Genomic DNA, 17,581 nt, shown 5'->3' on the forward strand with positions numbered 1-17,581 from the left:
GATACCCTCCAGGTTGTCGTAACATGAAATGCGCTATAGGCATCAATGATAACCTTAAAATCCGCATGTTTAAAGCGGGATTTAATCTAATCAAGAGGTTCAAGCATTTTAGGAATAAAACCGGCCTTCACAGTTTTTCTGCATCACAAATTTTGTCTACACTGTCCGGCATGAAAACAATTGGAGCTCATGTCAGTGCAAGCGGCGGTGTAAAAAACGCCCCGGAAAATGCAAAAGCAATCGGTGCAGATGCTTTTGCGCTGTTCACAAAAAACCAGCGACAGTGGAAAAGCGCCCCGCTATCCGAAGAAGACATCGCCGCATTTAAGAAAAACTGTGCGGGGCAGTTTGCGCCGGAACAGATTCTCCCTCATGACTCCTATTTGATTAACCTCGGGCACCCGGAGGCCGATGCTCTGAAAAAATCCCGGGATGCTTTTCTGGATGAAATGAAACGCTGCGAACAACTGGGGCTTGATCGATTGAATTTTCATCCGGGAAGTCATCTTAAAAAATGTACCGAAGATGAGTGCATCGCCACCATTGCAGAATCGATTAATCTGGTACTGGCGGAAACGACAGGAGTCTCCGCAGTGATCGAAAACACCGCCGGCCAGGGTTCCAACATGGGCTATCGTTTTGAACAGATCGCGGCAATGATTGAACAGGTCGAAGATCAAAGCCGCGTCGGCGTCTGCATCGACACCTGCCACAGCTTCACATCAGGTTACGATCTGCGCACGCCCGAAGCCTGCAAAGAAACGTTTGACCGGTTTGGAGACATTATCGGCTTCGATTATCTGATGGGCATGCATCTCAACGATTCGAAGAAAGATCTCGGCACACGGGTCGACCGCCACCACAGCCTTGGAGAAGGTTTTATCGGGCTCGACTGTTTCCGTTACATTATGGCTGACGAACGCTTCAACAACATCCCGCTGATTCTGGAAACTCCGAATCCCGCGATCTGGGCCGATGAAATAAAACTGCTGCGCAGTTTTGAATAGGGTTCATTCGTCAGGACTCAAAATGATAAATGTCGGCAAGCCCTGGACGCCGAAATGCTCGACAATATCTGAGGCCGGCGGTTCATCGTATTGCGTCGCATCAATCTTAATAAATCGATAGCCGGCAAGTCGCTCCTGAACAGCCGCGTCCGGCCAGGTATCTTTTTCCATCTGCTTGCAGTTTTTGCACCATTCTGCTGTGAAATCAAGAAACACCGGCTGCCCGGCCGCATACGCTGCTGCCAGTTCTTCTGCCAGATCACTCTGCTCTATCGCCCCTGTTTCTTTGTCGGCAGGCTTCATTAAACCCAATCCGAGTTTTCCGTAATAAACCGCTAACATCAGAATCAGCACACCAAACCCGCGCTTCACCCATTCCATCCATCTCCCGGGTTTGGGAAGAAAAGTGAATCCCGCGCCCGCAAACGGCCATGGGAGAGCCATCCCGACACCTAACAGGAACGGCAACAGCAACCCGACTGATCCCATGCCCTGAGCCAACAGAAGTACCGCGAGCACTACGGGCGCCACGCAGGCCCCGGCCAGCAAGGCGGCAATCCCGCCCATTACAAACGCTGTGGCAAACCGGCTTTTGAACTGAACATTCCTGCCGGACTGAAACTTCGAAAAATCAATATGCAGCACGCCGAACATTGAAAGCGCCAGCACAACAAACACCACGGCAATGCCCATATTGAACCACGGGCTGGAATTCAGGGCTCCGAAACTCTGCCCTCCAAGAACAGCGATTACGCCCAGCACTCCATACACAGAGGCTATTCCCAATCCATAGGTTCCGCCCAGGGCAAATCCCTTTGCCCGGGACTCCGACTGCGCCCCTGCACCAATGATGGCAATATTTACAGGAATCATCGGCAGTACGCACGGCGTCAGGTTCAACAGAAAACCGCCCAGAAGAATCAGCAGAACCGTCAGTCCCATCCCGGATTCTTCGAGGAATGCGGCAGGATCTTCAGCAAACCGGCTCAGTGCGCTCTGCCGGACTGTTGTCACCGCACCTTCCGCACGGTCAATCACGGCAACCATTTCTTCAGGTGATTTATATCCGACATCGCGAGTCAATTCCGTAAAATGTTCCAATTCGCTTTGCCAACCGGCAAAAACAGCGCCCGCAACGAATAAAAAGAAAAACAGGATGTATTTTTTCATAGATTTTCTCCAATGTAACTTACATGGACAACGTCTACACAACAGCGTTCAAAATCGTAAGAAAAATTTCGGATGCAGGGTTCATCGCACTCTTTGCCGGCGGAGCCGTACGCGATCAACTGCTGGGCCGAACCCCCAAAGACTACGATATCGCAACCGATGCTCTGCCGGACCAGATTGAAGCCCTCTTTCCGAAAACTGTCGCAGTCGGCAAAGCGTTCGGCGTCATTATGGTGGTTGAAGGCGGGCTGGAAATTGAAGTTGCCACTTTCCGAAAGGACGAGGGATACCAGGATGGCCGTCGTCCTGACAGCGTTCACTTCTGCGGAGCGGAAGAAGACGCAAAGCGCCGTGATTTCACGATCAACGGCATGTTCTGTGACCCGCTCACGGATCAGGTCATCGACTATATCGGAGGCCGGAAAGATCTTCACAAGAAGCTGATTCGGGCAATTGGCGAACCCGATCGCCGCTTTGCTGAAGATCATCTGCGCATGCTGCGCGCCGTACGTTTTGCCCATACGCTCGGATTTACCATCGATCCCTCCACACGTGACGCCATCAAGGCCCATGCGCAGGATCTTGCAAAAATCAGTGCAGAACGGATTGAAAACGAGTTTTCCCGAATCCTGACCGAAAGCATTCGCCCCGGCGATGCCCTGCGCGAACTGGTCGATCTGGGATTAATGGAACACATCATTCCGGAAATTCTTCCAATGATTGGACAGGAGCAGCCTCCCCAGTTTCATCCCGAAGGTGATGTGTTTGAACACACCGTCCTTATGCTCAACCTGATGAAAAATCCGACCCGCCCTCTGGCATACTCCGTTCTGCTGCACGATGTCGGCAAGCCGGACACCGCCTTTATGGGCGAAGATCGCATCCGGTTTCACGGTCACGAAATCAAAAGCGCCAACATGGCGGAAGAAATTCTTCGGCGCCTGCGCCTGCCGATAAAGGAAATCAAACAAATCGTCATCACGATCGCTGGACACATGCGCTTTAAAGACGTGCAGATGATGAACAAATCGACCCTGCGCAAGCTGATGGGAGCAGAAACCTTCGACATGGAACTGGAGCTTCATCGAGTGGATTGCGAAGGAAGCCACCGCATGCTCGACAATTACCACTTCCTGCTTAAAAAAGCCGAGGAAATGGACCACGAACCGGTTTTGCCGGAACGCTGGATCAGCGGAAAAGATCTATGTCGAATCGGGGTTAAACCCGGCCCGAGAATCGGAGAACTGCTTCAACAGGCCTACGACGCCCAGCTCGAAGGCCGCTTCTCAAGCCGCTCAGAACTGCTGAACTGGCTGAAGAAAGAACTCTAACGCTTTCCGATCCGTTGACTCATCAACAAATTTATCGATTTCATTCAGTTTCTGTTGAGTACGCTCTTCGCGACACGGGACTGAAGCATCATATTCGCTCCTGCATCCGCATTTGCCGTCCATGGACATGGAGCGACAGGCATTGTGAATCACGCGGGGTTCCAACCCTTGGAAAAATATTGAACTGTCTTTCCAAACATTGGAAAATAGCCGTCAAAAAATTCCATCTTTGGAAACAGACAGGAGATAATGAATGAACTCGCTGATTCTCGCCGCCGGAACCGCTGTATTATACGTACTTGCCTATAATACCTACGGCCGCTTCCTCGCAAAAAAACTGTTTCAGGTAAACCTCAATACACCCTGTCCAAGTAAAACACATCACGATGGTGTGGACTTTGTAAAAACCGATAAACTGGTCCTGTTCGGCCATCACTTCACCTCCATCGCCGGAACCGGACCAATCGTTGGTCCGGCGATTGCCGTTATCTGGGGATGGGTTCCGGCGCTGATATGGATTCTGGTCGGCTCCATTCTCATGGGAGCTGTACACGATTTTGGATCCATGATTATTTCGCTGCGCAATCAGGGCCGTTCGATCGGCGACATCGCCGGAGATGTCATTAATGCACGCGTTCGCTTTCTGTTCCTGCTGATCATCTTTTTTGCGCTGTGGCTGGTGGTTGCAATCTTCGGAGTTGTGATTGCCGCCGTTTTCAACCTGTTTCCGGAATCGGTTGCGCCAGTCTGGCTTCAAATTCCAATTGCCATTGCACTGGGCTGGTTTGTTTACAAGAAAAACGCAAACCCGGTATTGTTTGGAGCCATTGCCGTACTGCTGATGTATGGAAGCATGATGCTCGGCTCGAAACTGGCTTTTGAGATTCCGGAACTCTTCGGCATCAAATCAATGGGCGTATGGGTGATCGGCCTGCTGATCTACGCCTACATCGCCTCCACCCTTCCCGTGCAGATTCTGCTCCAGCCGCGCGACTACATCAATGCATGGCAGCTGGCTGTAGCGATGATCATGCTGTTTGCGGGCATCGCGGTTTCGCATCCGGCAATGGTTGCGCCGGCACTCAATGCCGCGCCGGAAGGCGCGCCTCCGCTGATGCCAATCCTCTTCATCACTGTCGCCTGCGGAGCCATTTCCGGGTTTCACTGTCTCGTGTCGTCCGGAACAACCTCCAAACAGTGCGACAACGAAGGGAGTGCCATCTCAATCGGTTACGGAGGGATGCTGCTTGAAGGGCTGCTGGCCGTCTTTGTTCTGATCGCCTGCGGGGCCGGCATCGGACTCGGGCTGATGAAAGGCGATGAACTGCTCACAGGCAGTGCCGCATTCACCCACCAGTACTCCAGCTGGGCCGCCGCCAAAGGGCTCGGCTCAAAAATCGGCGCGTTCATCAATGGAGCCACCAACATGATTTCTGCGACAGGCATTCCAAAAGAATTCATCCTGACAGTGATGGGGGTTTTTGTTGCCTCTTTCGCTGCCACCACGCTCGACACAGCGACCCGTATTCAGCGCTATATTGTCAGCGAAATCGCAACCGCCTGCAAAGTTCCGTTCCTTGCCAAACGCCATCCGGCCACATTCATTGCCGTGGCTACTGCTCTGCTGCTGGCTTTCAGCAGCGGAAGCGATGGACAGGGAGCTCTTTCGCTCTGGCCGCTGTTCGGCGCGGTCAATCAGCTGCTCGCCGGACTCGCGTTTCTCGTTATGACCGTCTGGCTGGCCAAAACCGGTCGCAGAATTATATACACGCTGATTCCGATGATCTTCATGGTCGCTGTTACCGGCTGGGCCATGGTCTACAATCTCAACACATTTTTCGCCAGCGGCGATTGGCTGCTGTTCGGAATCGGCACCGCGGTTGTGCTGCTCGAAACCTGGATGGTTGTTGAAGGCGCAATGGTGCTTATAAGACTGAATAAAATGCGCAACACATAATCCGCATTTGATCTTCCAGACTTTGGAAAAGTTATCACATTCGCGTTGATTCGCGGTGATTCGCGGTTAGAGTTGGTCCGAATCAATTACGAATTACTCATTAAGGATTGGAGTCGCATGAAAAACCTGTTCTACAACCTGCTCGAAGAAATCGGTGAAGACCCGGAACGCGAAGGGCTTAAGGACACTCCGCACCGCGTGGCGGAATCCTACAAATTCCTGACCCGCGGTTATCGCCAGAATATCGATGAAGTGCTCAACAATGCCTACTTCGAAGCCGAAGACAACCACATGGTCATCGTCAAGGACATCGAGCTCTACAGCCTGTGCGAACACCACATGCTGCCGTTTATCGGCAAATGTCACATCGGTTACATTCCAACCGATAAAGTCATCGGCGTCAGCAAACTCGCCCGTATCGTCGATATGTTTGCCCGCCGCCTGCAGATTCAGGAACGGCTCACCAACCAGATCGCCAATGTACTGATGGAAAAAGTCGGCGCCCAGGGAGTCGGCGTAGTCATAGAGGCCCAGCACCTCTGCATGATGATGCGCGGCGTCGAGAAGCAGAACAGCAAAATGATCACTTCCGACATGCAGGGTGTCTTCCGCACTCAGATGGCCACCCGTACCGAATTTCTGCAGCTCATCGGGACCGCGGTTTAACATTCGCGCATTCAATTGAATCAAGAATGGAAGATACACGCCCAGAAACTGAAGGCGACGCTGATTCAGAAAAAATTCCGACCCGAATTCATATTACCTGCGCATGGCAATTAATTCCTTTATTCATCGGAGGAGCTATCGGTCTTGTTTTAGGAGGACTGGCCTACTGGGCAAACATAACTCTCTATAAGTCAAACTGTTCACGACTCCTGGTCTGGATCCTGGTTCCAATGATTGGTGTTGTTGCCATAATGCTCTGGCTCGCCGCAGGAATCCTGCTCCAATCTGCACGTTAATTTTCGTTGTTGGCTGAGGCCTTTTGTCGGTCGGCGGAGGGAAGGCATAAATCCATGAGGTCACCCTGAGTAGACAGAATCAGCAGGCGGGGCTCTTCGCCGATATGAACAGGGTATGGCAGAACGCGCATCTGCAGCAGAACCTGCACCTGATTTTCGGTCAGTAATAAATTTTTATATTCCGGATTGAGAACGAATCCGCAGCCCTCTTTCCAGCCGGAACATCCGTAGGCGGTGCGGCCTTTGATGATTTCTTTTCCGCACCTTGGACAATTTCCGATACGGAGGGTATCGAACTGGCCGGAACGAGCACGGTCAATAACCTCTCCAATATATCCGCAGATACCGCCCATGAATTCTTTATCGTCCAGCTCGCTGCGTTCGATTTTTTTGAGTTTTTCCTCCCACTCGCCGGTCATTTCCGGCGATTTGAGCAGCGGATCCTGAATAAGTGCGATCAGAATGCGCCCCATATCGGTGGCACGAAGCTGTTTTTTCTCGCGTCGGATATAATTGCGGCGCAATAGCGTTTCAATGATAGCCGCCCGAGTGGCCGGCGTTCCAATGCCGCGCTCTTTGAGTGCTTCGCGCAAGGTATCATCGTCCACCCATTTCCCGGCGGCCTCCATGGCACCGAGCAGCGAGTTTTCAGTAAACGCTTTGGGCGGCTTTGTTTTCCCCTCGCGCAATGACGGCTCATGCGGGCCGGATTCGCCTTTTTTGAAATCCGGCAAGGTCTGCTCATCATCGTCTTTTTTCTTTTTCTTTTTGGGAAACAGAACGCTCCAGCCCGGCTCAATAATCTGAGTGCCTTTGGCCTGGAATTCGACTTCAGCGCTGACGCCGTCAACCGTGGTGATTTTTTTGACACAGATTGGATAGAACGCGGCTATAAACTGGGTGACCACCGCACTGTAGACGATCTGCTCATGATGCCCGAGGTTGCCCGGCAGAATGCCCGTCGGAATCACCGCATGGTGATCGGTCACTTTTTTGTCGTCAATGATCCGTTTGGTAAACGGAAGTTTGTTTAAATCAAGCTGCGCAATCTGTTCTCCGTAGAGTTTTTCCAGCCCCTGGAAAATTTTCGGAATGCGCGGTTTCATGTCCTCGGAAAGGTAACGCGAGTCGGTACGCGGATAGGTAACCAGCTTGGATTCATAAAGGTTCTGGGTGGCGGCCAGTGTGTCGGCAGCCGAAAGTCCGTGCGTTTTATTCACTTCCCGCTGAAGCGTGGTAAGGTCGAACAGTTGCGGCGGCTGTTCTTTTTTCTTTCTGCCGCTGACTCCCATGATTTCGAACGGCTGTCCGGTAATTTTTTCGAGCAGCGGCTGCGCTTTTTCCAAAGATTGGAAACGGTCTCCGCTGTATTTGAAAGTGACATCCCGATATCTAGTGGTCAGCTCCCAGAACGGCTGAGGGCGGAACTGTTCAATCTGATCATCGCGCTCAACAATCATCGCGAGCACGGGCGTCTGCACCCGACCAACACTCCAGAGAACACGATCGCCGCCACCGCCGAGCCGTCCATGCCGAACCGTGTGGCAACGGGTGGCGTTGAGGCCGACGATCCAGTCAGCTTCACTGCGGCAGCGCGCGGCGGCATAGAGCGCGTCGTATTCGTGCCCATCCTTAAGATTCCTGAAGGCCTCTTCAATCGCATCGGGAGTCAGCGAACTGAGCCAGAGACGGCGAATCGGTTTTTCTTCGCAGCCGGCCAATGACAGGATGTAGCGGAAAATCAGTTCCCCTTCCCGTCCGGCGTCCGTGGCGCATACAATCTCTTCAGCTTCTTCGCAGAGGCGTTTGATGACGGCGAACTGCTCGTCGACGCCGCGATTGCTGATCAGCTTAAGCTTAAATTCGTCTGGAACAAACGGAAGCGTATCCAGAGACCAGCGCTTCAGCTCCGGATCGTACTCGCCTGGTTCGAGCAGCGTCACCAAATGACCGAACGCCCAGGTTACTGCGCAGCCGCGGCCTTCAATCCAGCCGTTTTTCTTTTCAGTAATCTTGAGAACCTTGGCGATATCGCGGGCGACGGACGGCTTTTCTGTAATCACAACTTTCATATAGCAGCCGTTCATCTTGCCGGACCGGCGAAAGAAAGTGAACTCAGAAGTCAGCAGACTGTTCCTGATTTTTTCCAAACACTGGAAACAGATGAAAGGTTGCACTCTATCCAAATTAAGAGTAAAAGAATCACACTTTAACGGAACGGATGCGTTTGAAAAGTTCGTTCCGGTAGAAAAACGGAAACCAAACAGAAGGAGAATGCAAATGAAGAAATGGTTACTGATGATCGCCGGTGCAATGCTGATCACCGCAACTGCTCAGGCTGACTGTGGCGCCTGTGAAGGTGCTGAAAAAGCAAAAGGGAAAGCCGCCTGTGAAATGAAAAAAGGCGCAGATCAAGCTGAATGTGCAAAAGACAAGGCCGAATGCACAATGAAAGCCGGTAAAGACAAAGCCGAGTGCGCGAAAGATGAAGCCTGCAAAATTGAAAAAGAATGCAAAGACAAAGCTTCTGAACAGGCCCAGCAGAAACGCAAAAAATGGTGGAAATTCTGGGGCAGCGACGAAGAAGCTGCTGAGTAATCATCTGATTTCTGACGGATTCAAGCCCGACCATGTGTCGGGCTTTTTTATGAACAGCGCGCTTTTAAGCCGACCAGCAACCTGTCGGGAACGTCCAGATTTCCAAAGCCAACGCCAAGTCTGAGATCCGGCGTGATCACGCCATGAAAATCCGTACCGCCGGTCGGCGCCAGATCAAAGTCTGCGCAGATCTGTTCGAAAGCAGCCACCTGATGCTGCTGATGGGATGGATGAAGCACCTCCATTCCGCCCAGCCCGACGTCCTTTAAACTCCTGACCAGCCGTCTCAGTTTATTGCGAGTGATCTTCATTTGTCCGGGATGCGCAATCACCGCCGCGCCGCCGGCATTGGAAATGATCTCCACACACTGTACGGGCGTGAGCCGTCGCCGATTGATATAGGCGGCCTTTCCTTTCCCGAGCAGCTGGCGGTAGATTTTATTCGGGTGTTTGAAATGTCCCCCCGCCATCAATGCAGATGCAAAATGAGGCCGGCCGACCAATTCATCGCCGGCGTATTTCCGAACGTCATCCATCGTCAGGTCATAGCCCAGAGCGTTCAGCTTTTCCAACATTTGGACGTTCCGCTCTTTGCGTCCTTCACGAACCCAGGCCAGAGCCTCCTGAAGCTCTGAATTCTGGACGTCAAACAGGTAGCCGAGAATGTGGAGGGCGCTCCCGGAAAACTCGGCGCTTAATTCTATTCCCGGCACCACCTCAACAGATGACGCTTTACCTGCGGCCATGAAGCGCTCCAGGCCGCCGGTGGTATCGTGATCGGTCAGCGCCAGCGCAGAAAGTCCGCCCTGCTCGGCCAGGGCAAGCAGCTCTTCCGGCGTATTGGATCCATCCGAAAAAACAGAATGGCAATGGAGATCTATCATTTTTTTCAAGATGCACAAAACGGGTGCATTTTTGTCTTATTTAATTAGCCAGCAACTTATTGTTTTTTTACACTGAGTGGAACTGTATCCGGTTTATCGATCTGTAGCGAACTATATAAGGAGGTTATGAATGCTTGGAATTAAGGATCCGTGGGTCGCCGCCCCGTACATCCTCTGCGTGCTCAGCGCCCTGCTGTGCGTTGTGTGGGGAATCATGAAGTGGAATAAAGATGATAGCGAGGAACCGGAAGAAGAAATACAGCACTGGGCTGAGGAAGAAAACCGCGTGGAAAGCGAACTGTAGGAGCAACTCATGGTTTCAATCTGGATGATTTTTATTGTTATTACCTATCTTTTCATCGTGGGCTATCTGGGATTTCGTGGATACAAGGGAACCAAATCGGCAACCGACTACATGCTCGCCGGCCGCAAGGTCCACCCCTACGTCATGGCCATGTCTTACGGTGCTACGTTCATCAGCACCTCTGCCATCATCGGATTCGGAGGCGCCTCAGCGGTTTTCGGAATGAGTCTGTTGTGGCTCCCTTTCCTGAATATCTTTCTGGGCATCTTTATCGCCTTCTGGCTCTTCGGGGGACGAACCCGCCGGATGGGCCTGCGCCTTGATGCGCACACCTTTCCCGAACTGCTGGGGCGGCGTTATCAGTCCCGCTTCATTCAGGGTTCAGCGGCAATCATCATCTTCCTGTTTATTCCAATGTACGCATCTGCAGTGCTGACAGGTGCCGCAAAATACCTGGCACACCAGTTTGCGATCGATTACAACACCGCCCTGTTTGTTTTCTCGGTTATCATCGCGCTGTACGTTGTCATGGGCGGCATCAAAGGAGTCATGTACACCGACGCGCTGCAGGCCACCGTCATGCTGATTGGGCTCAGCATCCTTCTCGTTCTCACTTACCAGCGAATGGGCGGCGTCACACAGGCGCACCAGATGCTGACCGATATGGCCGACAAGGTTCCTGAAAAGCTGATCGCCAACGGACACCGGGGCTGGACGTCGATGCCGCAGTTTGGATCTTCCATGTGGTGGGTTGCTGTCAGCACCATCACCATGGGTGTCGGCATCGGTGTGCTGGCGCAGCCGCAGCTGGCAGTACGCTATATGACGGTGAAAAGCGGCAAGGAACTCAATCGCGCCATCCCGATCGGAGGGGTTTTCATTCTCCTTACCGCCGGAGTCGCCTATATTGTTGGCGCCCTGTCCAATGTCTTTTTCGAGCAGACCTCCGGCAAAATCTCGATTGCTGCAGCCGGAGGCGATGTCGAGCAGATCATTCCCATGTACCTTCAGCAGGCAACGCCGGAATGGTTCAGCATTCTGTTTATGCTGACCCTGATGTCTGCGGCCATGAGTACGCTCAGCAGCCAGTTCCACATTATGGGAACCTCTCTTGGTCGAGATCTCGTTGAAGAGTCTCTGAATGGAAAGAAAAAAGGTCGCGGCGTCCTGGCAACGCGATTCGGCGTCCTGGCCGGCATCCTGATTTCTGTTTACCTCAGCTACATCATCGACATCCGTTTCGGCAAAACCGGTACCGCCATCGTCGCGCGCGGCACTGCCATTTTCTTCGGCCTGTGCGCCGGTGCCTTTCTGCCGATCTACATCGGTGCGCTCTGGAGCCGTGGCATCACCAAAGCGGGCGCGATTGCCGGGATGCTGGCCGGATCCATCTCCAGTCTGTTCTGGATGACCTTTGTCCTGGAAAAGTCATCCACAGCCCTCCTCCTTTGCAGTAAATGGTTCGGCACCCGTTCTCTGGCCATCTCTGTCGTGGACGGCTGCGAAGTGTTGACAAAGACCGGACCTTTCATCTGGGCATTTGTCGACCCGATCATCATCAGCCTCCCGATCGCTGCTTTGGCAACCATACTGGTTTCTCTTTTCACAAAGAAACTGCCGCAGACCCATCTTGACCTCTGCTTAAACAAATAAAAAAGGACTCCCAATGAAGAAAATCAAATTCTTATGCGCATTGCTTCTTTGCGGTGCCGTCTGCTCACAGGCCGCCGATCCGGAAACAGCCGCTGACACGAAAAAGGCGGTTCCGGAGGCCGCCGGGCAATCCAGATTCAGATGGGGCGGAGATATTCGTCTGCGCAGTGTCTATTTCGACAACATCCCCCTGCCCATGGGCGCCGAAACCCGTGGCGGTGCCAACAGCTTCCAGCGCTATCGCACCCGACTTTGGGGCGAGTATCAGGCCACTGAAAATTTGAAATTCCACGGCCGTATCATCAACGAATTCCGCACCTGGCAGAACCGCTCGAAAACCGCCGGGTCCAGTGCATGGAATGCATTGGATGAAATTGTAATCGACAACCTGTACATCGACTGGGACGCCACTGAAAACTGGTCGGTCCGTGCCGGGCGTCAGGATCTCATCTACGGCACAGGAAAAGTTATTCTGGACGGAACCCCGAAAGACGGATCGCGCACGATCTACTTTGATGCGGTTAAGGCCACCTACTCCGGCATCCAGGACACAACGATTGACTTCCTCGGCATCTACACCCGCGCCGAAGACCCGCTGGCCATTCACAGCGAAGAACGCGATCTCGTCGGCAAAACCGGTTCGTACTACGGCGGCGCGGAAGCCGGCGGCGGAATCTACCTCAAAAATCAATCTATCGAAGGCCTGCCGCTCGAGGCCTATTATCTCTATAAAGCCAAAGAGGAAGCCTGGATTGATACAACAACGACACCAACCGTTCTGTACGACGACCAGGATCGCCATACCGTCGGCACACGCCTGATGCAGAAATTCACCGACGATATCGACAGCAACCTGGAACTGGCCTATCAGTTCGGCGACAACATCAGCGCCTACATGGTCGATGCACTCATCAACTGGCATATCCCGGACTGTCCAATGAAATCCACCCTCGGTCTTGGATGGTATTATCTCTCCGGTGACGATCCGTCCACGTCTGACGACGAAGGATGGAACCCGCTATGGGCCCGCTGGCCGCAATACAGCGAGCTCTACATCTACGCCTTCGACGCAGAAGGGGCCGGCCGCTGGTCCAACCTCAGCATGCCGCACGTGGACTTCACCTTCCATCCGCATGAAAAGGTTCAAACCAGCCTGATGCTCGGTTACATGTTTGCTCCGGAAGAAGACGGCGTTGGCGGCGGTGATGAACGCGGATTTCTCGCCACCCTCAAAAACACCTTTACCCTTAAAAAGAATATGTTGACGAAAGGCGACAAACTGGGCGGCCACATCCTTTTCGAGGCGATGGATCCCGGAAATTATTATTCCGAAGATCAGCAGAACCATCCGGCACTCTTCGCACGCGTTGAACTGAACTATTCCTTCTGAGAAACATACGTTCCCGGCCCCGGTTTTCCAGAAATTGGAAAACCGGGGATCAAACGGGCCAATGTCTGAAAAACGAAATGACGAACATCATAAAAGTTGAAACACCGGAACAGATTGCCGATACGGCGGAACTTGCCCGTGAAATCTGGACCAAACATTACATTCCAATCGTTGGACAGGCTCTGGTCGACTATATGCTCGAGAATTTCCAGAGCGAACACGCCATTGAGTCTCAGCTGACCGCCGGATATGAATATTATCTCATTATCCAGAATAATGAAAACGCAGGATACATCGCCCTCGTGCCGAACCCTGAAGCCAATGAACTGATGATCAGTAAACTGTATGTGTCAAAATCAGTCCGGGGTCAGGGACTCGGGCAGACCATGCTTCAGTTTGCAGAAGACATCTGCCGCGAACGCGGACTCACAACCCTGTGGCTGACCGTGAATAAAAACAACGCAGGATCCATCAAATGGTATATCCGATCCGGCTTCAGGAACGCTGAATCCATTGTTCAGGATATCGGGAACGGTTTTGTGATGGACGATTACCGAATGGAAAAGACGGTGGTATAGCCGATTTCAGAATGATCCAACCATTAGAACACTATGCCTCCGGAAGCGGCGCCGAAGTTTTGTAGACCGTTGCGTTGTAAACAGCGATCTGATCCCCTGCCCGATTCGTAACCTTGACGCGATAGTGCGCCAGCTTGCGGCTTGCAGAGACCTCTTTGGCTTTGGCTATCAAGGTATCCCCGAGCTGCGTCGCATGGAAGACCTGAATGTTGCCGTTGGTCAACAGCGCCACCTGTCCGCAGGAATTGGACGCTGCAGCCAACGCAATATCCGCCAATGCGAAAATGGATCCGCCATGGCAAACCCCGGCGGCATTGAGGTGCTCTTTTTTCACCGTCAGTTCTGCATAGGCCCGGCCTTCGCTCACGTCCGTCAGCTCGACGCCAAGCAACCGGCCCAGCTGATCGTTTTTCCGGATCAACTCTTTGATTTTTCCAGCACTCATTTCAAAACCTCCGGTTTGAAGATTCGGATTCTGGGGGTCATTGCCCGGGTCATCCCCGACCCAGGCCAAACGCTTTTTCATTCACCTCATGCAGGCGTTCCGGAAGCTGCTTGCGGATGGCATCCAGCCAAAGCTCTTCAGCAAACTCCATATGCCTGCTGAGTGCTCCGAGCAGAGCCACGTTCAGCGTCCGTTTGTTCTCAAGCTGATCGACCGGAAAATCCGCGGGGGTCACCAGCACTCCACCGTCTTTCAGCTGATGCTGATTGACGTCAACCTGATCTTCAGTCAACACAACCAGGTAATCCGCTTCTCCGGTCGGAATCATCGGGCTGAACACTTTTTTCCCGTAACGCAGATCGGAGGTAATGGCTCCACCACGCTGACTCATTCCATGCACTTCCGCCTTTTTGACATCAAACCCCAAATCAAAAACCACGTGACCGAGGATATCCGTACAGGTCAGAATTCCCTGACCGCCCAGACCTGCAAATTTTACGTTTACTGTTTTATTCACATCAAATTCCTTTCGTATTTCGTACGGCGTATTGCGTGTCAGAAATACCGACGCAACACGTAATACGCATCTATCTTACTTTTTCACCACGGGCGAATTTTGCGTCACGGGCCAGAGCGAGGATGCAGGGGCGCCGGGCGATAATCACCGTCAGATCATTCGAACCCAGCGCTTCGTCTACTGCTTTCTCATAGGCCCCGGCCTCTTTGGACGGATCGACAATAACGATTTTTTCAACGCCCATCGCCTTCAGCGTATCTTCAATGCAAACCCGGTTTTCGGCGGCCGAGTGATCCATCTTTTTTCCAGTCCCGGGATGTTCCTGCAATCCGGTCATAGCGGTGGTCGAGTTATCAAGAATCACGATCACATGACCGGTTTTTGGACGGTTGTAGATCATTTCTGCGATACCGGTCAGCCCGCTATGCATAAAGGTTGAATCTCCAATCACACTGACTACCTTGCGGGCCTGATCCTCTGGAAGCACGTGACGCATACCGAGCCCGACACCAATGGATGCCCCCATGCATACGCAGGTATCCATGGTCTCAAACGGCGGCAGCACACTGAGGGTGTAGCAGCCGATATCACCAGTAATAATGCATCCGCGTTTTTTCAGCACCTCAAAACTGAAACGATGCGGACAGCCCTGGCACAGCTGCGGCGGTTTTCCTTTTGGAGGAGCTGCTTCTTCAGAATCATCACCGGCCAGGATACGTTTTACACGTGTCACATCAAGTTCGCCGAACCGATAGCGCTCGAGCCGCGGGCGGACCTTTCCTCCGGCTGCCTGAATTTCTGTCTGAATAAAGGGGTCGCCTTCTTCAATCACGACACAGTCGTCAACCGAGGCGATAAATTCAAGCAGTGCTTTCATCGGCAGCGGCCAGCTCATGCCGATTTTGAAAATCCTTGCTTCCGGAACCGCTTCCTGGGCATGCAGTGCAGCAACACCGTTGGCGATAATCCCCAAGCGTCCTTCACCCAGCACCTGATTGGGACCGGAAGCGCAGTTCCACTCTTCCAGATCCGCCAGTTTTTTGCGAAGGGTTTTGTGCGCAAGACGCGCGTAGGCAGGGATCATGACACGCTGCTTGATGTCGCGCTGATAGTCCGCTCCGGGGCCTTCGGTCGCCTCGCAAGGCACCACAATTGTTTTTGAATGACAAACGCGGGTGCAAAGGCGAAGAATCACCGGCTGTTTCCAACGTTCGGAAAGCTCAAATGCCAACCGGGTCATCTCATAGGCTTCCTGAGAATCGGCTGGCTCGAGCATCGGCACACCGGCCGCGCGAGCGTAATTGCGGCTGTCCTGCTCGTTCTGGGAGGATGCCATTCCGGGATCATCGGCCACCGCAAGCACCATTCCTCCGGTCACACCGGTATAGGCCACCGTGAAAAACGGATCCGCCGCCACATTGAGGCCAACATGCTTCATCGTGCACAGCGTACGCGCTCCGGCAAATGCCACACCGATGGCGACTTCCGACGCGACCTTTTCGTTCGGTGACCACTGGCAGTTCACACCAAGTTTTGAGGCGTTTTCCAGGATTTCAGTTGATGGCGTCCCGGGATAACCAACGCCCAGCGTCGTTCCGGCATGCAGCGCTCCCAGAGCTACAGCTTCGTTTCCACTTAAAAGCATCCGTTCTTTACTCATAGATCTCCTTCTTTCTCTAAAAAATGTTTCACCCAGCCTGGCAAACGTAAAGGTCGGCCATCCGGATTTGTCAGGGCATGAATAGTCCAGCCTTCCGCAACCGGCGCACCGCTATCCGCCTGAGTCAGTTTTGATTCAAACTTAACCCGCACCCGACCTTCCCGAACCAGAGTCGTCTCAATGTTCAGCAGGTCATCATAGCCGGCACGTCCTTTGAATTGAAGGTGCGACTCAATAATCGGCGCCATCACTCCGCGCGCCTCCCATTCGCCATAAGGAACTCCTGCCGCACGCAGCAGTTCCGAACGCCCCACTTCCATCCACTCCAGCAGGCGGGAGTTGTAATAGGTTCCCATGCGGTCAGATTCGCTGTAACGAACCCGAACCTGATGTGTATGTCGAATCATAAAACTTCCTGTAAATGACTGAGCAGTCTACGCAATTCACAACCGCCCATTCAAGCAAACACAGGAATTTGAAAACGCCCCAAAAAAATGAATAAATGGACGAACTCTCTCCTTACTCCCCCGAAAAGGCAAAAAACAAAAGCAGTTTGACGAATTCTTACCAACAAGATAATATTTATGCAGTTCAGCGCTCTACCTATGAAAACCTTAAATGTTTGATCATACTTTATTATGAAACACCGAGCCGCAGGCTGTTTTCGTAAGCTCAAGGCAACCATTCACATATCTTATGTGATTGTCCTGGGGCTGATGTGGGCAGACGAGTGTTTTGACCTCCCGTACCTTCTCAAGATTGGCCCTCAAACACCACCAAACTACGCAGAATCACTTCTCGAAAGTGCCGCGGTCATTGTCATTTGGTTCATTACAATCCGCACCTGTAAAGGATTTCTAACAAAGATAAAAGTACTGGAAGGACTGCTGCCTATCTGTTCAGCATGCAAAAAGATAGGAAGCAATGGACAATGGCATGAAATCGATGCCTATATTTCAGAAGAATCAGAAGCAGACTTCACTCATTCATTATGCCCGGATTGTCTGCGAAAACTATATCCCGAGATCGCCGACTCTGTCCTGAAACAGCTCAATAAAAACAATAACAGCTGACGATCGCATTCATTACTTATCGATCCTTGGGATCGATGGTCCATCACCGTCC

At 52.4% G+C, this 17,581-nt stretch carries 18 protein-coding genes; 11 read left to right on the forward strand and 7 right to left on the reverse strand.

The features are described from left to right. Nucleotides 1–170: 170 nt before the first annotated feature. Nucleotides 171–1,007, forward strand: a complete 837-nt coding sequence (gene nfo / locus GT409_RS14305) for a deoxyribonuclease IV (RefSeq protein WP_160629735.1) — start codon at nucleotides 171–173, stop codon at nucleotides 1,005–1,007. 3 nt (nucleotides 1,008–1,010) lie between these two features. On the opposite strand, the gene GT409_RS14310 is transcribed toward nfo, so the two are convergent. After that, complete coding sequence (locus tag GT409_RS14310) at nucleotides 1,011–2,177, reverse strand: protein-disulfide reductase DsbD family protein (RefSeq protein WP_160629736.1); 1,167 nt, start codon at nucleotides 2,175–2,177, stop codon at nucleotides 1,011–1,013. A gap of 23 nt (nucleotides 2,178–2,200) precedes the next feature. Here GT409_RS14310 and GT409_RS14315 point away from each other — a divergent pair, with 23 nt between their 5' ends. From GT409_RS14315 to GT409_RS14330, 4 genes are all read left to right on the forward strand, one after another. Next, complete coding sequence (locus tag GT409_RS14315; protein ID WP_160629737.1) at nucleotides 2,201–3,508, forward strand: CCA tRNA nucleotidyltransferase; 1,308 nt, start codon at nucleotides 2,201–2,203, stop codon at nucleotides 3,506–3,508. 253 nt (nucleotides 3,509–3,761) lie between these two features. Next, nucleotides 3,762–5,465, forward strand: coding sequence for a carbon starvation CstA family protein (locus tag GT409_RS14320; protein ID WP_160629738.1), 1,704 nt, complete (start codon nucleotides 3,762–3,764; stop codon nucleotides 5,463–5,465). A 117-nt stretch (nucleotides 5,466–5,582) separates the two neighbouring features. Then, nucleotides 5,583–6,131, forward strand: a complete 549-nt coding sequence (gene folE / locus GT409_RS14325) for a GTP cyclohydrolase I FolE (protein ID WP_160629739.1) — start codon at nucleotides 5,583–5,585, stop codon at nucleotides 6,129–6,131. A 26-nt stretch (nucleotides 6,132–6,157) separates the two neighbouring features. Further along, nucleotides 6,158–6,427 carry a hypothetical protein gene (locus GT409_RS14330; protein ID WP_160629740.1) on the forward strand — a complete coding sequence of 90 codons (270 nt, stop codon included), beginning with the start codon at nucleotides 6,158–6,160 and terminating at the stop codon, nucleotides 6,425–6,427. Here the strand turns inward: GT409_RS14330 and GT409_RS14335 are convergent. After that, nucleotides 6,424–8,499: a DNA topoisomerase 3 gene (locus tag GT409_RS14335; RefSeq protein ID WP_160629741.1), complete on the reverse strand. Its 2,076-nt coding sequence runs from the start codon at nucleotides 8,497–8,499 to the stop codon at nucleotides 6,424–6,426. The genes GT409_RS14330 and GT409_RS14335 overlap by 4 nt on opposite strands. A 91-nt stretch (nucleotides 8,500–8,590) precedes the next feature. Here GT409_RS14335 and GT409_RS14340 point away from each other — a divergent pair, with 91 nt between their 5' ends. Next, nucleotides 8,591–9,025: a hypothetical protein gene (locus tag GT409_RS14340; protein WP_160629742.1), complete on the forward strand. Its 435-nt coding sequence runs from the start codon at nucleotides 8,591–8,593 to the stop codon at nucleotides 9,023–9,025. A 47-nt stretch (nucleotides 9,026–9,072) separates the two neighbouring features. On the opposite strand, the gene GT409_RS14345 is transcribed toward GT409_RS14340, so the two are convergent. After that, nucleotides 9,073–9,909, reverse strand: a complete 837-nt coding sequence (locus GT409_RS14345) for a PHP domain-containing protein (RefSeq protein ID WP_160629743.1) — start codon at nucleotides 9,907–9,909, stop codon at nucleotides 9,073–9,075. Between the two features lie 130 nt (nucleotides 9,910–10,039). Here GT409_RS14345 and GT409_RS15955 point away from each other — a divergent pair, with 130 nt between their 5' ends. The 4 genes from GT409_RS15955 (at nucleotide 10,040) to GT409_RS14360 (ending at nucleotide 13,834) form a co-directional block, all read left to right on the forward strand. After that, nucleotides 10,040–10,213 (forward strand): symporter small accessory protein, encoded by a 174-nt coding sequence (locus GT409_RS15955; protein WP_233231568.1) that lies wholly within the window; start codon nucleotides 10,040–10,042, stop codon nucleotides 10,211–10,213. A 9-nt stretch (nucleotides 10,214–10,222) separates the two neighbouring features. After that, nucleotides 10,223–11,866: a sodium:solute symporter family protein gene (locus GT409_RS14350; RefSeq protein WP_160629744.1), complete on the forward strand. Its 1,644-nt coding sequence runs from the start codon at nucleotides 10,223–10,225 to the stop codon at nucleotides 11,864–11,866. 13 nt (nucleotides 11,867–11,879) lie between these two features. Continuing rightward, the gene (locus tag GT409_RS14355) at nucleotides 11,880–13,256 is read left to right on the forward strand and encodes an alginate export family protein (protein ID WP_160629745.1); all 1,377 of its coding nucleotides are present in this window, start codon (nucleotides 11,880–11,882) and stop codon (nucleotides 13,254–13,256) included. A gap of 77 nt (nucleotides 13,257–13,333) precedes the next feature. Beyond that, entirely contained in the window at nucleotides 13,334–13,834 is a 501-nt protein-coding gene (locus GT409_RS14360) for a GNAT family N-acetyltransferase (RefSeq protein ID WP_160629746.1), read from the forward strand. A 31-nt stretch (nucleotides 13,835–13,865) separates the two neighbouring features. Here GT409_RS14360 and GT409_RS14365 read toward each other — a convergent pair whose 3' ends face one another. From GT409_RS14365 to GT409_RS14380, 4 genes are all read right to left on the reverse strand, one after another. Beyond that, nucleotides 13,866–14,360 carry a hotdog fold thioesterase gene (locus tag GT409_RS14365; RefSeq protein WP_160629747.1) on the reverse strand — a complete coding sequence of 165 codons (495 nt, stop codon included), beginning with the start codon at nucleotides 14,358–14,360 and terminating at the stop codon, nucleotides 13,866–13,868. Then, entirely contained in the window at nucleotides 14,329–14,796 is a 468-nt protein-coding gene (locus tag GT409_RS14370; RefSeq protein WP_160629748.1) for a 2-oxoacid:acceptor oxidoreductase family protein, read from the reverse strand. The genes GT409_RS14365 and GT409_RS14370 overlap by 32 nt, the downstream gene beginning before the upstream one ends. Before the next feature lie 70 nt (nucleotides 14,797–14,866). Then, nucleotides 14,867–16,456 carry a thiamine pyrophosphate-dependent enzyme gene (locus GT409_RS14375; RefSeq protein WP_160629749.1) on the reverse strand — a complete coding sequence of 530 codons (1,590 nt, stop codon included), beginning with the start codon at nucleotides 16,454–16,456 and terminating at the stop codon, nucleotides 14,867–14,869. Then, the gene (locus tag GT409_RS14380; RefSeq protein WP_160629750.1) at nucleotides 16,453–16,863 is read right to left on the reverse strand and encodes an acyl-CoA thioesterase; all 411 of its coding nucleotides are present in this window, start codon (nucleotides 16,861–16,863) and stop codon (nucleotides 16,453–16,455) included. The genes GT409_RS14375 and GT409_RS14380 overlap by 4 nt, the downstream gene beginning before the upstream one ends. Nucleotides 16,864–17,094: 231 nt before the next feature. On the opposite strand from GT409_RS14380, the gene GT409_RS14385 reads away from it, so the two are divergent. Further along, complete coding sequence (locus GT409_RS14385) at nucleotides 17,095–17,529, forward strand: hypothetical protein (RefSeq protein WP_160629751.1); 435 nt, start codon at nucleotides 17,095–17,097, stop codon at nucleotides 17,527–17,529. Nucleotides 17,530–17,581 lie beyond the last annotated feature (52 nt).

Origin of the sequence: Tichowtungia aerotolerans (assembly GCF_009905215.1) — a bacterium.
Lineage (GTDB): Bacteria > Verrucomicrobiota > Kiritimatiellia > Kiritimatiellales > Tichowtungiaceae > Tichowtungia > Tichowtungia aerotolerans.

Excerpts from the sequence above, each read along its gene's own strand:
- GT409_RS14330 (WP_160629740.1), top strand. The coding sequence starts at position 6,158 with ATGGAAGATACACGCCCAGAAACTGAAGGCGACGCTGATTCAGAAAAA.
- GT409_RS14365 (WP_160629747.1), bottom strand. The coding sequence starts at position 14,360 with ATGAAAAAGCGTTTGGCCTGGGTCGGGGATGACCCGGGCAATGACCCC.
- GT409_RS14385 (WP_160629751.1), top strand. The coding sequence starts at position 17,095 with ATGAAACACCGAGCCGCAGGCTGTTTTCGTAAGCTCAAGGCAACCATT.
- GT409_RS14315 (WP_160629737.1), top strand. The coding sequence starts at position 2,201 with ATGGACAACGTCTACACAACAGCGTTCAAAATCGTAAGAAAAATTTCG.
- GT409_RS14335 (WP_160629741.1), bottom strand. The coding sequence starts at position 8,499 with ATGAAAGTTGTGATTACAGAAAAGCCGTCCGTCGCCCGCGATATCGCC.
- GT409_RS14340 (WP_160629742.1), top strand. The coding sequence starts at position 8,591 with ATGAAAGGTTGCACTCTATCCAAATTAAGAGTAAAAGAATCACACTTT.
- GT409_RS14320 (WP_160629738.1), top strand. The coding sequence starts at position 3,762 with ATGAACTCGCTGATTCTCGCCGCCGGAACCGCTGTATTATACGTACTT.
- folE (WP_160629739.1), top strand. The coding sequence starts at position 5,583 with ATGAAAAACCTGTTCTACAACCTGCTCGAAGAAATCGGTGAAGACCCG.
- nfo (WP_160629735.1), top strand. The coding sequence starts at position 171 with ATGAAAACAATTGGAGCTCATGTCAGTGCAAGCGGCGGTGTAAAAAAC.
- GT409_RS14375 (WP_160629749.1), bottom strand. The coding sequence starts at position 16,456 with ATGAGTAAAGAACGGATGCTTTTAAGTGGAAACGAAGCTGTAGCTCTG.
- GT409_RS14345 (WP_160629743.1), bottom strand. The coding sequence starts at position 9,909 with ATGATAGATCTCCATTGCCATTCTGTTTTTTCGGATGGATCCAATACG.
- GT409_RS14380 (WP_160629750.1), bottom strand. The coding sequence starts at position 16,863 with ATGATTCGACATACACATCAGGTTCGGGTTCGTTACAGCGAATCTGAC.
- GT409_RS14310 (WP_160629736.1), bottom strand. The coding sequence starts at position 2,177 with ATGAAAAAATACATCCTGTTTTTCTTTTTATTCGTTGCGGGCGCTGTT.
- GT409_RS15955 (WP_233231568.1), top strand. The coding sequence starts at position 10,040 with ATGCTTGGAATTAAGGATCCGTGGGTCGCCGCCCCGTACATCCTCTGC.
- GT409_RS14350 (WP_160629744.1), top strand. The coding sequence starts at position 10,223 with ATGGTTTCAATCTGGATGATTTTTATTGTTATTACCTATCTTTTCATC.
- GT409_RS14355 (WP_160629745.1), top strand. The coding sequence starts at position 11,880 with ATGAAGAAAATCAAATTCTTATGCGCATTGCTTCTTTGCGGTGCCGTC.
- GT409_RS14360 (WP_160629746.1), top strand. The coding sequence starts at position 13,334 with ATGACGAACATCATAAAAGTTGAAACACCGGAACAGATTGCCGATACG.